The sequence below is a fragment of the Thalassotalea insulae genome, assembly GCF_030161395.1.
Classification (GTDB): Bacteria; Pseudomonadota; Gammaproteobacteria; order Enterobacterales; family Alteromonadaceae; genus Thalassotalea_E; species Thalassotalea_E insulae.
Map to the genome: position 1 here is coordinate 4204642 of NZ_BSST01000001.1, position 15722 is coordinate 4220363.

Annotated in this window: 10 protein-coding genes and 1 tRNA gene; 1 reads left to right on the forward strand and 10 read right to left on the reverse strand. The window is 38.4% G+C overall.

What is annotated here, in order from left to right; genetic code table 11:
• Positions 1-112 precede the first annotated feature (112 nt).
• From QQK06_RS18860 to QQK06_RS18905, 10 genes are all read right to left on the reverse strand, one after another.
• Positions 113-3241 carry an efflux RND transporter permease subunit gene (locus QQK06_RS18860; protein WP_284246374.1) on the reverse strand — a complete coding sequence of 1043 codons (3129 nt, stop codon included), beginning with the start codon at positions 3239-3241 and terminating at the stop codon, positions 113-115.
• A 13-nt stretch (positions 3242-3254) separates the two neighbouring features.
• Positions 3255-4715, reverse strand: coding sequence for an efflux RND transporter periplasmic adaptor subunit (locus QQK06_RS18865; protein ID WP_284246375.1), 1461 nt, complete (start codon positions 4713-4715; stop codon positions 3255-3257).
• Position 4716: 1 nt separating this feature from the next.
• On the reverse strand, positions 4717-6060 hold the full coding sequence (locus tag QQK06_RS18870; RefSeq protein WP_284246376.1) for a TolC family protein: 1344 nt from the start codon (positions 6058-6060) through the stop codon (positions 4717-4719).
• A gap of 98 nt (positions 6061-6158) precedes the next feature.
• Positions 6159-6446 carry a hypothetical protein gene (locus QQK06_RS18875; RefSeq protein WP_284246377.1) on the reverse strand — a complete coding sequence of 96 codons (288 nt, stop codon included), beginning with the start codon at positions 6444-6446 and terminating at the stop codon, positions 6159-6161.
• Positions 6447-6653: 207 nt separating this feature from the next.
• Positions 6654-7865, reverse strand: a complete 1212-nt coding sequence (locus QQK06_RS18880) for an EAL and HDOD domain-containing protein (protein WP_284246378.1) — start codon at positions 7863-7865, stop codon at positions 6654-6656.
• A 98-nt stretch (positions 7866-7963) separates the two neighbouring features.
• Entirely contained in the window at positions 7964-9169 is a 1206-nt protein-coding gene (locus tag QQK06_RS18885) for an alkaline phosphatase family protein (RefSeq protein ID WP_284246379.1), read from the reverse strand.
• Between the two features lie 75 nt (positions 9170-9244).
• Entirely contained in the window at positions 9245-9802 is a 558-nt protein-coding gene (locus QQK06_RS18890; RefSeq protein ID WP_284246380.1) for a phosphoribosyltransferase, read from the reverse strand.
• Positions 9803-9838: 36 nt separating this feature from the next.
• On the reverse strand, positions 9839-10831 hold the full coding sequence (locus QQK06_RS18895) for a M20/M25/M40 family metallo-hydrolase (protein WP_284246381.1): 993 nt from the start codon (positions 10829-10831) through the stop codon (positions 9839-9841).
• The gene (locus QQK06_RS18900; protein WP_284246382.1) at positions 10824-12017 is read right to left on the reverse strand and encodes a tetratricopeptide repeat protein; all 1194 of its coding nucleotides are present in this window, start codon (positions 12015-12017) and stop codon (positions 10824-10826) included. The genes QQK06_RS18895 and QQK06_RS18900 overlap by 8 nt, the downstream gene beginning before the upstream one ends.
• Positions 12018-12419: 402 nt before the next feature.
• Positions 12420-12510 (reverse strand) — tRNA-Ser (locus QQK06_RS18905).
• 303 nt (positions 12511-12813) lie between these two features.
• Here QQK06_RS18905 and QQK06_RS18910 point away from each other — a divergent pair.
• The gene (locus tag QQK06_RS18910; protein ID WP_284246383.1) at positions 12814-15645 is read left to right on the forward strand and encodes a TonB-dependent receptor; all 2832 of its coding nucleotides are present in this window, start codon (positions 12814-12816) and stop codon (positions 15643-15645) included.
• Positions 15646-15722: the final 77 nt, after the last annotated feature.

Below are 15722 nucleotides of genomic sequence, written 5' to 3' on the forward strand. Positions count from 1 at the left end.
CAAGAAAATAAAGTTCTTCCAATAAATTGCGCCACTATATTTTATGATTTCAAAAGGTTACTAGGTCATGTCGATTGATTAAACATGACCTAGCGTCACCGTTGCTTTTCACTTATTTATTGATTACGGCTAATTTTAAGCGTTGCACCAAATAATATATTGCCGGTAAAACCAGCAATGTCATTATCACGGCACTTAACATGCCCCCCACCATAGGGGCAGCAATTCTGCTCATTACTTTTGAACCGGTACCCGTGCCATACAAAATAGGTAGCAAACCGATTATCACGGCAGCTGCGGTCATTATTACCGGGCGAATACGCATGCCGGCACCTGTCATAATGGCTTGTAACAGCTCTTTATCGGTAAAACCATTGCTCGTTTTTTTCGATTGTTTGACCGTGTTTACAGCCTGGTTTAAAAAAACCAACATGATCACACCAATTTCAACTGCTACACCGGCAAGTGCGATAAAACCGACACCAGCTGCAACGGAAAAGTTAAAACCTTGCAAATACATCAACCAGATACTGCCAATCAACGCAAAAGGTAACGTACCGACAATAATGGCGACATCAGTTACATTGCGAAAGTTTAGATATAACAAGACAACAATAATGGCTAAGGTTAACGGAATAACATAGCTAAGTTTTTTTTTTGCCCGTAGCATATATTCATATTGTCCTGACCAGTTAATCGAATAGCCTGGCGGTAATACCAGCTGTTTTGCCAGTAATTTTTGTGCTTGCTCTACATAGCTGCCAACATCGATATCTTCAATATCTACAAAGACCCAACCATTAATTCTGGCATTTTCACTTTTAATGCCAGGTGGACCATCTTCGATACGTATATCTGCTACATCTGCTAATGCGATGCGCATCCCTGTCGTTGTGACTATAGGTAAACGGGCCAGTTTTTCCGGTGAGTTACGATAATCCTGAGGATAGCGTAAGTTGATTGGATAACGTTCCTGGCCTTCAATTGTTTGGCTCACATTGACGCCACCAATGGCAGAAGCAACCACTTGTTGGACATCAGCAATATTGAGTCCATATCTTGCGGCTTGCTGTCGTTTAATATCTACTTTCAAGTAGCGACCTCCAGCAACGCGCTCAGAATAAACAGATGCCGTACCAGGTATATCTATTAAAATATTCTCTAACTCTTGCCCTATTTCCTGTATTTTCTTGAGCTCTGGCCCAGCTATTTTGATCCCAACCGGTGTTTTAATCCCTGTTGCCAACATATCAATACGAGTTTTAATTGGCATTACCCACGCATTCGTTAAACCAGGAAATTTTACTAATTGATCAAGTTCCTGTTTTAAGGACTCTGTGGTCACTCCTGCTCGCCATTGAGATTTAGGTTTTAGCTGAATAAAGGTTTCTATCATTGACATAGGGGCTGGATCTGTTGCGGTTTCTGCCCGCCCTACTTTACCAAACACAGTTGCAACTTCCGGCACTGTGCTGATCAATTTATTGGTCTGTTGCAATAACTGCCGTGCTTTACCGATGGAAATGCTGGGATATGTGGTTGGCATATACATCAGGTCGCCTTCATCAAGTGGCGGTATAAACTCACTTCCTATTTTATTCGCTGGCCAAAAGCCAATGACGGTGAGCATTATCGCGAATAAAATCGTTAACTTGGGAAATGTCAGCACACGTTTAAGTAAAGGCAGATACACAGCGACAAGTAAGCGGTTAATTGGATTTCTATGTTCCGCTAATACCTTGCCTCGAACAAAATATCCCATTAGCACAGGCACTAAAGTGATAGCCAGGGCAGCAGATGCAGCCATGGCGTAAGTTTTAGTAAAAGCTAACGGCGAAAACATGCGCCCTTCTTGAGCTTCTAGTGTAAAAACAGGTACAAAAGAAACCGTAATGATCAACAGACTAAAAAATAGTGCCGGTCCAACTTCGCTTGCTGATTGCACCACAATCTGCCAGCGATTTTCATTAGTCAGAGGCGTTTTTTCCATGTGCTTATGCATGTTTTCGGTCATGACTATCGCACCGTCAATCATCGCGCCAATCGCTATAGCGATACCACCAAGTGACATGATATTGGCATTGATCCCCTGCAAATGCATGATGAAAAATGCCGCTAAAATACCAACAGGTAAACTGATAATAGCAACCAGTGAAGAGCGTAAATGAGCAAGAAAAACGATACATACTAGCGCGACAACAACAAATTCTTCTAACAATTTGTACCAAAGATTATCGACTGCTTCTGTGATTAATCCTGAGCGATCGTACACAGGAATGATTTCAACACCCTCAGGCAAACTTGCTTTTAGTTGCTCAAGTTTATCCTTAATTGCAGAAATGGTCTTAGCTGCATTCTCACCGTAGCGCATAACGACTATACCACCAACAGCTTCACCTTCTCCGTTAAACTCTGCAACGCCACGGCGCATCTGTGGGCCTAAACTCACACGGGCAACATCGCCAATGGTTAGCGGTGTTCCTCGAGCATTTAGTCCTAATGGAATGTTAGAGATATCTTTAATGCCAGTGATATAACCAGAAGTAGTTACCATATATTCCGCTTCTGCCATTTCAACAACTGAAGCACCGGTTTCTTGGTTACCTCGCTGTATTGCATTTTTAATATGAGCCAATGGCACGTTGTAGGCTCTTAATTTATCTGGCTCAACTTGCACCTGGTACTGTTTCACCATGCCGCCAATAGCCGCTATTTCAGAAACTCCGGGAATGGTTTGCAATTCATACTTTAAAAACCAATCCTGTAAACTCCTCAGTTCACTAATATCTAATTGACCACTGCGATCAATAAGGGCATAAAGGTAGACCCAACCAACACCGGTTGCATCCGGCCCTAACTGAGGTCGAGCATTATCAGGTAACGATGGTGTTACCTGACTTAAATACTCTAGTACTCGGCTTCGCGCCCAGTATAAATCAGTCTCTTCATTAAAAATCACATAGACGTAGGAATCACCAAAAAAAGAATAGCCACGAACCGTAATAGCACCTGGCACAGACAACATCGCTGTTGTTAATGGATAGGTGATTTGATCTTGAACTACTTGTGGAGCCTGTCCTGGATAACTGGTTTTGATGATCACCTGAACATCTGATAAATCGGGAATAGCATCAATTGGGGTATTTTTGATGGCATATCCCCCGGCACCTATCAGAATCAGTGTCGCCAAAATGACAAATAATCGGTTATATATCGACCATTTAATAATCGCTGAAATCATAATGCGCTCCTAATTAATGATCGACATGTGACGTAGTTACCTGAGTGATATCAACTATCACTAGCTCATCGCGCACTTCAAAGGTAAAGTTTACGGTCATTTCCGGCGATAATTGCTCAATAGCAAGCTGCTCTGCCAAAACAAAATCCAAGGTTGCTGCCGGACGGTGCCATTTTTCAATCGGCTCTCGGCTGATATTTATCAGGCGATTATTGATATCGATATGATTAATTACCCCACTAACGGTAGCTCGCTGAACGTCTGGCTCTACTGTCGTCATACGTTTAAAATCGGAATTTTTACTGGACTCTGAATCGATTAAAAATTGTGCAGAAGTAACAATGCGATCTCCTGCTTTCACCCCTTGTATAATTTCTATATAACGTTCATCAACCCGGCCGATAGTTACTGCTATTGATTTAAAATAGCCATCTGCTAGTGCCAGTACGACTCGGTTTTGACTGCCAGTGCGGATCACTGCTTCTTTAGGAACTACTAGGCTTGAGGATGGTTGTGGAGAAAATATCGTAATTTGTGCAAACATATTGGGCTTAAGTTGCAAATCTTCATTGTTAAATTTCAAACGGACTCGCAAGGTACGATTCTTTTCATCTAACGTCGGATAAATATAATCTACGATTCCTCGCCATTTTCTACCTGACAGGTAGTCCAGCGACATAGTTACCGGCGCGTCAGTTTTGACTAACTCTGCATCGCGTTCAAATATTTCCGCTTCAACCCAAACCTGATCAAGTTGTCCAATCGCCATTAAGGTAGTGCCAGGTTTGACGTAAGAACCTGCTCTGATTTGCAAACCATCAACAACACCAGATTGAGGGGCATAAAAAGTGATGAATTGTTGTACCTGTTGTGACTTTTCCAATTCAGTAATAAATTTCTTTGATAATTGCAGTGCTGTTAACCGTGATCTGGCCGCTGAGATCAAGGCATTGTTGCCACGACTAAGTGCAATTAAAAATTCTTCCTGAGCATTAACTAACTCAGGCGAATAAAGCGTATATAATGCCTGACCTTTGGTCACAGGATCGCCCACTGCTTTAACATAAAGTTGCTCTATCCAGCCATCTACTCTGGGATGAATATGTACCAATTTATCTTCATCATATTTGACATAGCCAACAGTGGTAATTTGTTGCGTCATGACTTTGTCGGTAACAGTTGCGGTGCGTACGCCAAGGTTATTTATCACTGTTGGATTAATTTTTATCGCATTCGCTTGTGTTGTCGTATCAGTGCCGTCCTGATAGACAGGAATTAAATCCATGCCCATAGGTGATTTTCCCGGTTTATCACGACGATAATTACTGTCCATAGGTGCAACCCAATAGAGTGGCTTTTTCTCGAATTTACCTTCTGGATTTTCAACCGTAATGCTCTGAAAGGCCTTAATGGCAATTGCACCAATGATAATGCCGAGCAGCAATGCGGTGATAATTTTAAAATGGCTTAACATATCATTCTCCAATAATGCCTATCTTTGGTGATGGTGTGAGGTAATAATTGAGTTGAGCGACTGCCTTTAACAATTCTACATCGATATCAAGCGCAGCAATTTGATGATTAAGTTCTGCTATTTTTGCCCGTACCACTTCAGCAAAATCACCATCATCATGAGTGTAAGCAGTTAACGATGCCTCGGCCTGTTCATGGCTTTGTAACAGTAATTCTTGCTGATAAAGCTGCTGCCGCTTTGATAAATACTTTAACTGTTGATGAAACTTAGTTACCTGACTCAGCATTTGTTTGATTAATAGTAACTTTTCTGTTTTTACCGCTTCTGAGCGCGCCACTGAAGCTGCCAATTGTTTATCCTGTCGATTATTGGTAAACAGCGGGACATCAAACGTAACACCAACGGAAAATAGATCTGCCCGGTTGCCACCATTATCTGCATGATCACGATAAGCATAACTGGCATTTACGCCCCACTGAGGTTTAAATCGCTCATTCGCTAGCGTAACTGATGATTGTGCCATTTTTTGTTGAATATCTAATGCAAGTACCAGAGGATGTTGTGCAAGCCGAGCAATTAATTGATGCTGTTGGTTCAAGTTAATATCTAACAGCGTTATATCAGGTAGTTGTTCAGCTATTTTAAATCGCAGCCCTCCTAGTTGATCAATAAAATCACTTTCCGATAATTTGCTCTGTTGTGGGTATAACCATTGGTTCAGGCTCGCGATTGCCATATCAAGCTTTTGCTGTTGCACAGTGAGTGTGTCATTGAGTTGAATTAACTCTAACTGAGCACGGATCACATCCTGTTGCCGGGTTTTACCAACGGTGGAGGAGTAACTGGCTTTTGCAAGATCGACCATTTGCTCAAACAAAGCCTTATCCTGATTGATCAAGGCAATAGACTGTTGTGCTAAAAACGCATCTAACCACAACATAGTAACTGTTGCGGTTACTTGCGCCTTTCTATCGTCCCTCATTAACGGATGCTTACTGGACTTTAATTGCAATATTTTTTGCTTAATAGCCAGGCTTTCTCCACGAGGAAACATCTGTGAGATCCCCAGTTTAATCTGGGTCATAGCTTCTTGATGAAAACCTAAATTATCTGCCGGTAAATTTAAAACACCAAGCGATACTTTAGGGTCCGGTAAACTGGCAGCGGCAATACTTTCTGCCGTTATTGCCGATTGTCGTAATTTATTTCCGACTAACCAGGGATCATTGGTGGTTGCCATGGAAACGGCTTGCGCTAAAGTGATTGTTTGTGGCGTGGCTAAACAAGCCAAGCTAAAACTTGATATTACAAGCAGTAGATAAATATTAATTGAATAAATCGTCACTATATCCTCCAGAAAACTGGATCAATAAAGCCGCTCGGGCCTTTTAAAAAATAATTGAGTTAATAAAAATGCCTAAATTTAGGCACACTAAGGCTGGGTTAGCCGAAGATCGGTGGACGATAAAGGGATTTTGATTGAGTAGTAGGCTTTTTTAAATTTAAGAATAAAGGTTTTTCTGAAAGAGGGTTAACAATTAACAAATTGAGGCTATTTAATACCAAAGTGACTGATGTGCAGGCATTATCAGGGCAAACACATTCATTATCACAACAATCCATTGGTGTTTCACTGGTGGTTGACATCATTTTATCAATAGAAGCGGCCATATTAGCGCCAGACATTAGATGCATACTGTGAGCATTCATCTCGGTACTACTAGGGTGCATTTTGCAAGACATCGTTGTATACGCAAGCGCCTGCCCGATAAAGGCTAGCAGCACTAGAGCTGTAAACAATAGTTTTGTAAATGTCCGATAAATAAACACAGCAGTTAACTTATACCTCAACAAAATAACCCGCTCAAACTATATTGAGCGGTTTATATTCTACATTAAATTTTAATAGTATCAATTTACTAATAATTTATATGTAAACTAAATATCAAGTGTTTGGCACCAGCGACTCGCTTCAACAAATTCTTTATGAATAAAGTCCTTATCTAGCCCATAGGTGTCAATTAAGACATTAATATTATCACCATTACCAGTAATATAATCTGTGGTTAATGACAGTAGCTCTCCAAGAGGCCCATCTTTATTTACTAATGCCTGTATAATCGGGGTAGCTAATGGCATGGTTTTAACAATTTCATCTATTGGCATACGTAAAATTACTTCAATAGCGCTTAATAACCCCGTGATAAAGGCAAAGTCACTGACTTCTTTAAAGATGCTGTGATTAGCGATAGAAGTCATTAATTTAGCGGTAATTAACGCCTGCTTGGTTATTTCATCAGTTTTTTCTGTCGATAGCTTAGATAAAGCTAAAATGGTAACAAACTGTTTTAGTTTATCTTCACCTAAATAAGCGGTAGCTTGCTTGAGCGAAGTAATTTCAACTCGGGTACCAGTACCGACATTATTAACCATTTTTAGTAAGCCAACTGTTAGATTAACATCATGACTAATAATTTGGGCGATTTTGCTATAGTCGAGAGGTGTATTGAAGGTTTCACTGATTAAATGCAGCATTTGCGTTTTAATCGGCGCTAATGTTTGACCTTCAATAATTTCCGGTTGATGATAAAAAAAGCCTTGGTAAAAATTAAAGCCAACTTCTGCTAATGCCTGCAATTGATAGTTGGTTTCTACTTTTTCTGCCGCTAATTTAATATTATAGGGTTTTAGTCGCTGGATAACTGGCTGCAATCGTTTAGGGTTAATTTTCTCAATATCGACTTTAATAATGGATAAATAAGGAAATAATTCATCCCATTGGTCATCTACATCATATTCAGTTAACGCAATGCGATAGCCTTTTTCGCTATAATATTTCAAAATCTTTACTAACCGCTCAGTTGGCGTTGAATGACCAACCAGTTCGATGACAATAGATTTATTATCAAACATTAACGGATATTTATTGATCAAGCATTTTTCTGTGAAGTTGATAAATGCCAATTTGCCTAAACTAATGGTTTTAATGTCACCTTGCAGATGATTTTGAATAATCAGTTTTGAACTGGCAACATCTTGATCTATTTCAGGAAACTTGTTCTCTGGGCTATCTCTAAATAATAATTCATAGCCAATAGTTTTTGAATGACGGTCAAGAATTGCTTGACGAGCAATGTAGGTACTGTACATCTATTTTATTTACTTATTATTGTTTCTAACAAAATACCCTATTTTTACTATAAAAATAAAGTGGCAAGTGCGTATTTTAACGGCTTTTTCGTAATTTTTTACGTTTTCACTGAACAATGAATAATCGGTGCTAATAGCTTTGGCTGATTATTCCACTTAGCAGGTAAAGTTAAGTTAAGTAAGTTCGCTAAAAACGGCATGATATAAACGTTATTGAATGGTGGTATATTAACAGCTGAATTAATATCCGGGCCAGAGGCAATAAAAATCCCGTTCATTGCAGGTGTTAATTTAGGATCAAACCCATGAGTAGCAGCGCCATTAAGAGAAAATTTCTCTACAAAAATAGCAGGAGCATCGGCATTAACAATAAGCTCTGGAATAACCTCACTTTCTTTATTCATCTGCCAGTGCTCAGGATATTCCCCTTTTTGATACACAGTAAAAGGATATTGCTGAGCTAGATGTGTTAAATGTGATCGGACATCGTTAAGCCGTTGTTTATTCTTTTCATAGATATATAGCTGGGTCTGACCATTAACTACGTTTAACCGGTCAAATCGCTTAACTAATTTTGGCCAATAAATAGTGCTATTTTTATCAATATCAACCATGCCATGATCAGATAATAGTATGATATTAGGTGTTAATTGAGTCTGCTGTTTAATCTGAGTGATTAACTGCCCTAATTGATCATCAAACGTTTTAATCGCATTAGCTAGTTCTATTGAATTCACGCCATGTCGGTGTCCTATGTTGTCAATAGCCGAAAAGTAACTCATGATTACTGCCGGGCGTTGGTCTTTAGCTAAGCTTAACCATTGAAATATTTGCGCCATCCCCTTTTCACTTGACGTATTATCTTTATATGGCACCAGGTAGCTAGGTTTAGGTGTAAATGTTTTAGCTTCAGATTCAGGCCAAAAATACACGGCAGATTTTAGCCCTTGCTGTTCTGCTAAGCTCCATATAGCAGTCGCATTAAGCCAATGGATATTATCTTTTGCGGTGCCTTTTTTATATCTTTTTCCCAGCTCAGGATGATAAAAACTATTATGTACTATGCCATGTTCCGTCGGATAAACACCAGTGGCTAGCGTAATATGATTAGGAAAGGTTTTAGAAGGAAAAGATGGGATCAAACCTTTGGCGCTAGCTCCTTTATTCATTAACGCCAAGATATTTTTCGGTTGATATTTCGCTATATAATCATACGCAAAGCCATCAATAGAAATAACAACAACTGGGTTTTTGCCATAACTCTTAACAGAAAATAATAACAGTAAAATTACGAAACGACACATGAGTGAACTACCTAAAATAAAAAAGCATAATAAAACTTTATTATGCTTTTATTAACAACACGTCCTAGTGATTTATCAAACAAACAATTCTTTAATATTTGCCAGATCTGTTTTACCTTCTATCAGTTCTTCAGGCGTTAATCCCGACAATTCATGCGGAAAGACTAACCATTCATCTGATTCGTGAACATAATAATCAGGGACTAAATCAACTTTAGAATTCTTTGGCTTATACCAAGGACAAGCAACTCTGACATCGCCTGGCATATTTTTTCGTGTTAATAGTTTTAATTGATTAATTAAGGCATCAATACTGCGACCAGAGTCAAAAACATCATCAACGATTAATAAGCTATCATCGGCGTTGGCATTTTCAATAATATAATGCAAACCGTGAACTTTAATTTCTTTACTCTGTTGGTTTATACCGTAATAAGATGACGTTCTGACAGCGATATGATCAGTTTCCACTTTTTTATAATCAAAAAATTCTTGTACTGCAATACCGATGGGCGCACCGCCTCGCCATATGCCAACGATATAATCTGGGCGAAAACCATCTTCAAATACTTTTGCGGCAACTCTAAATGAGTCTTCTAATAATTCTTGTGCGGTTATATAACGTTTTTCCATTTGTAAAACCAAAATCTGACCAAATAGTTAAGTCTATTATAACGTCATGTGATCAAAAATGTTATGGCTAGTATTAGAAATAAGTTGATCAAGCAGAATTAATTGATGATAAATAACATTTGTTGATTGGGCTAATAACCCTTTATTTGCATTTTGGTAATTATCAGAAGGTGTATGATAATTTTTATGCACGCCTACTCCATAATAGATAAATGGGATCCTTTGTCGGTAAAAAGCATAATGATCGCTAGCTTTTAGCCAGTTAATTCTTTGATTGTTAATTGATAGTTGTCGCTTGAACCCTTTTATAACTGGAAAATTTTGATAAGAGTGTTGCTGAAAAAAATAGGTTCTTTCAGACGGTGGCAAAAGCTTTGTCAGCCCCTTAGAGTAATAATGTAACCTCTGACTATCTTGGCTGCCTGCAAGCATATCAAGATTCACATTGACTTTAATTTGATTCATCAACGGCTGATTTTGCTGAATAAACGCTTTAATTCCTTTAAGATTACTTTCTTCGCCATCGGTGAAAATCACTAATATATTGTGCTTTAATTGTAGATTGTTATCGGTCAAATACTTGAGTATTGCCAAAATAGCTGCACTACCAGAAGCATTATCATCAGCACCATTGTAAATATTGTTTCCCTGCTTACCAATATGATCAAAATGAGCGGTCAAAACAAGGTATTGCTCAGTATGCCTATACGCAGGTAACAAACCAACAATGTTATTACCGTAAACAGGTTGGTCTGAGCGATTAATATAACTAAAACTGTGACGATAATGCCTGTTAAATGGCTTTATATTGAGCTGTTTTAATTGAGTAATCAGGTATTTCTGTGCTTGCAAATTACCCTTAGTTCCTACTTTACGTCCTGTTAGTTGATCCGAAGCTAAATATTGAAAACAGGCAAATAAATAATTCTCATCTATAACATGCGTTAATCTAGGTTGAGCTAACGGAATAGTCTGGCAACCAAACAGTAATAAAAGGCACCAGTAATGAATACAATAACGCTTAATCACTGATGCTTACGTGCTTTAAAAAATTTAACTTGGCGATGTATTGCGAGTCTATATTTTCTGATTTACTGTAAGAAATCGCTTTTTCCATAGCATTTTCTGCTTTATCAATATCATTTAATGCGTAGTAGACTTTTGCTAAGCCAAAATGAAATTCATGCACACGATAATTCATTTTTAATGCTTTCTTATAATGCATTAATGCCTGATGATAGTCGCCTTGATAAAATGCTTCATCTGCTAATAGTGCATAATAATAAGGGTTTTTGATTCGTTTACTATGTAATAGCCGCTCTATCTTATCGGCCTGTGCTATTTGGCCTTGCGACTTTAATAAAAATGCTAAATTACCTAAAGCGGTTAAATTTCGATTATCAAGCTCAACGGCATAACGATATGCTTGTTTAGCTAGATTATAATTTTCTGTTACCTTATATAAAATACCCAAATTCCCCCAAGCAGAGGAGAATTGCGGCGCTACTTGAGTCGACTTTTTAAAATAAGCGTAGGCTAAATCATATTGTTCTGCAACGATGGCATCAGCACCTTTATTATTGTAAAACATGGCCAAAACCATGGGCTTACCTATTATTGTTTTCGGAAATGCATTTTTAAATAAACTAGGGTCAAAGTCGATTTGAATTAATTTCTTCCCATAAATAATCATTTGTTCGGGATTAGGTCGTTCTGTCAGTAACAAATTTACATGCCCTGTTAACATATTATATTGACCATTTCTGGTCCAATATTCAGGGACTTGAATTTTTTGGAATTTAACGTCAAGTTGCGCTTCTTTTGCTAGTGCATAAGCCATAATGGTTAATGACATACAATTTGCAGTACCACTGTGATAAGCATCTATCGCAGTCAAGTTAGCTAAATTTTGATAAGATAAATTAATACTATCTTTTTTAAACAATTGTTTTAGTAATTCTTGTGCACGCTTTTTACTATCACGAACAACTAATAGTTTTTCTTTGACCATTTCTTTCATTTCTTGATCAATGGCAAAAATATCCTGCTCAGTCTCTATATCGAAGGTTTGATACTTAGGAAATGCTTCATCTATATATAATGTTGTATTAACAGAAACTTTTTCATTTGAAGTCGTAGTTTGGCAAGAAACAACTAATAAGATCAGCATAAGGATTGGTAATCGAACTCTGGCGTTAAAATCTAATGCAAACATAAAGCCCCCAAAACACATCTATAATCTTTACATATCTAAACTATAAACCACTTCTTTCGTACATGATGGATAAATAACCAATTATTCATAGATTATTACAATTTATTGACAGACTATATTTTGAATTTGCAGCAAATATCCATTACAAATGTTTAAAATTAGTAAGACGGGATTAGGTTGTGCTTTTAACTCTATTAGCCGACGTAGCCCTAGAGTTCTAAAAATAACAAATGAAAAAAAACATCATTGAAATAATGGTTTCTTAGAAAATGACGATGAATTAGAGATTTGAACGCTAATTTTTTAGCTAATAACGGTATTGCACTACAAACTCTAAATAGAGATTTATCTTTATCAACAAAAAAAGCCCTAACATTGCGGTTAGGGCTTTTTCTTAGAATGTGGCGGTGAGATAGAGATTTGAACTCTAGAAGGGCTACAAACCCTTGCCGGTTTTCAAGACCGGTGCTTTCGACCACTCAGCCATCTCACCATAATGTAGTTGCTTCCTAGAAAGCGGTGCGAATATTAAAGTTTCATATCTTGTTTGTAAAGAATTTTTTTTCATTAGCTGCAAATCAGTAGTTTTTATCACCTTTTACGTTGCTCAAATTCATATTTATTGATTTTTCAGCCTACGCGTATTTTTAGTTAGGTTAGTTTTTAGGCAAATTTTGCGCTTTTGTTGGAGGAACTGTCCTTAGCTTATTTGCCACTATGTGGTGGCGTTTTATTCACTATCGAAACAACTACGCCTAGAAAATTATAACTCTAATAAACACGGGGATGATTAACCATGAAAATAAAAGCTCTTACGCTGGTAATTTCAGCTGCTCTATGTGGATCTGTCTTTGCAGCAGATACTGACACAGACGACAATCAAAAGAAACAAAACGAAGAAGAAGTAGAAGTTATTGAAGTTACGGGTATTATCAGCAGTCTAAAAGAAGCACAAAGCATCAAAAAAATGGCAGACAATGTCGTCGATGCGCTAGTTGCTGAAGACATAGGTAAATTCCCAGATGAAAATGTTGCTGAAGCGTTGCAACGCATACCAGGTATTAGCGTTACTCGAAGTAATGGCGAGGGACAAACCATTACCATTCGTGGTCTCACTGGTGGCTATAACATCACTAGTTTAAACGGTCGAAAATTAGCCTCAGACAATGCCGGTCGTGATTTTAACTATGATGTTATAGCATCAGAACTAGTCGGAAAAATCGAAGTACATAAAACCCAAAAAGCAAAAATTCAAGAAGGTGCTGTTGGTGGTGTAGTCAATATTTTTACCCGTAAGCCACTGGAACTCGGCAAGGCTATGAGTGTTTCGGTTAAAGCAGACTATAACGAGCGTGCTGAAGCAACTAATCCTAAAACCAGTTTTTTAATCAGTGATACGTTTGATAATGGCGAGTTGGGTGCCCTACTTTCTTTAGTTCACACTAAAACCACCTCAAGATATGACTCTTACTGGGCTTCATGGTGGCACGATAATACTTATAGCGATATCGGCAACAATGTGCCGATGCCAAGCGGCAGCACAACTGATGACATGTTTCGTAGCCCAAGCTACCCGAAAATCAATATGAGTCGTTCTGAGCGTGAGCGTATCGGTGGAACATTTGCCTTGCAGTGGTTACCAAGCGAAAACTTAGATGTTAACTTTGATGGCTTATATACCACTTATGATATTGATGTCAGCGGTAAAGTATTATCCTTAGCGATGCCTACTGCCTGGGGACCTTTTGGTGAGTATACTGAATACAACGTTGGCAGCGATGGCTTTTTAGAATCAGCGGCTTGGAACGATGCAACGTTAGAATTACTGGAAGACAGTAACCCGAGAAAAAGCAGTACCTATCAATTAGGCTTAAATGTTAACTGGATCCATGATCAACTGACATTAAATTTAGATGCTTCTCATTCTGAGGCAGAAAATAAGAATGATGGTGATACCAAGTTTGTTGTGGTACGCGCAGGAGTCGATGCAGCAGCGATTAACTTTAATAATGGTCAGGCGATACCGGATATTTACCTATCACAAGCACTTGATGAAAATGCTAAATATGGCGCGCACTATTCACGAATAGACGGCGATAACATTAATGATACCAATACTCGCATCGTAATTGACGGTAGCTATGAATTTAGTGAAGGTATAATTACCGAACTATATTTTGGCGCCGGCTATAACATGCAGGAAAAAGACAAAGTACACTATAGTCCAAAAAACGGTTCTATTTTTGCGCTTGATTATATGAATGCTATTAATCCGACTTATGATGCGGAAACCGTTGTCATTGGCGGTCAGGAAATGTGGCGCTTACCTGATAACGTCATTATTCCAGGTAATGGTGATAACTTTGGTGGCAATGCAAATGTTCCTTCCAGCTGGGCCAGTATTGATGTAGATGCACTGTATCAATTCTACCAAAAATTAGACCCAGAAGCCTATCAAGAAGTTATTCCAACACAAGTCAAATCAGGTAGTAATAGCTTTGCTGTAAAAGAAGAAACCATTCACGCCTATATTGAAGCAAAAATTGAAGAGCAACTCTTTGGTTTACCCTACATGCTAGACGCCGGTGTACGTTATATAAAAACCGATGTTACTTCCCATGGTTATTCACAAGACCCTGCTAATTTAGTATTTGGTGATGATGGTTTGCCAGCCAATGATGCTTGGCAAGATCGAGTGCTAGTTAACTTTACCGGTAGCTATTCAGAAATATTGCCGAGCTTTAACTTTAAATTAGCACTAACGCCTGATGTTATCTTGCGTTTAGCAGCCTCTAAGGCAATTGCTCGACCTAATTTGGCACAGTTGAGACCTATCACTGAATATAACCCTATTATCAGCACTGATGCAGATGGCCGTTCAAAGCGCAGCCTCTATGAGAATGATCCCGGCTTATCGCCTTATAGCGCGAAAATGTTTGATACTGCGCTTGAGTGGTATTACAGCGAAACAGGTAATTTGGCTTTTGCTAGCTTTTTTAAAGAGTTAAGTGCTTTTGTTAAAAATGACATTACTAGTGAAACCATTGCCGGAAAAGAGTTTCAGGTCACCCGCCCTTATAATGATGATGAAAATCAAGCACTGATCCGAGGTTATGAAATTTCTTGGTATCAAACCTTCGATGAATTTTTGCCTGAATCATTCGCCGGTTTTGGTATTTCGGCTAACTATACCTACAACAACAGTTCATCTGGAGAAAAAGACGGTGAAGGACAAGAAATACCATTTTGGGGACTCTCAAAAACCCAATCCAATATCAACCTGTTTTATGAGCAACATGGCTTCAGTGCTAATATCGCTTACAATAAGCGTTCTGGCTTTAATGCCTACAAAGCTTGGCATTGGACATATGAGACTTTTGGTTGGGTAGACAATGAACAAGCCAATGCTACTGACGGGGAAAGTTTAAGTATTAGCCTAGCTTATGATATTAATAAAAATTTACGTATTACCGCTGATGGCAATAACTTGCTAGACCCGGAAAATAATATCAGTGTCAATGCTATTAACACCGAAATGTTAGCGGCGGGTGCGAGTGAAGGCCGGTATGGATTAAGTTCAGCCAGCTATGGTCGTCGCTATTCGGTTGGTGTTCGCTATAAGTTTTAATCTTGAGATTAAAACACTCAACACTAAGCGAAGGCAAGCAAGCTTGCCTTCGCTGCTTTCTCTAGCTCCTATTTTTT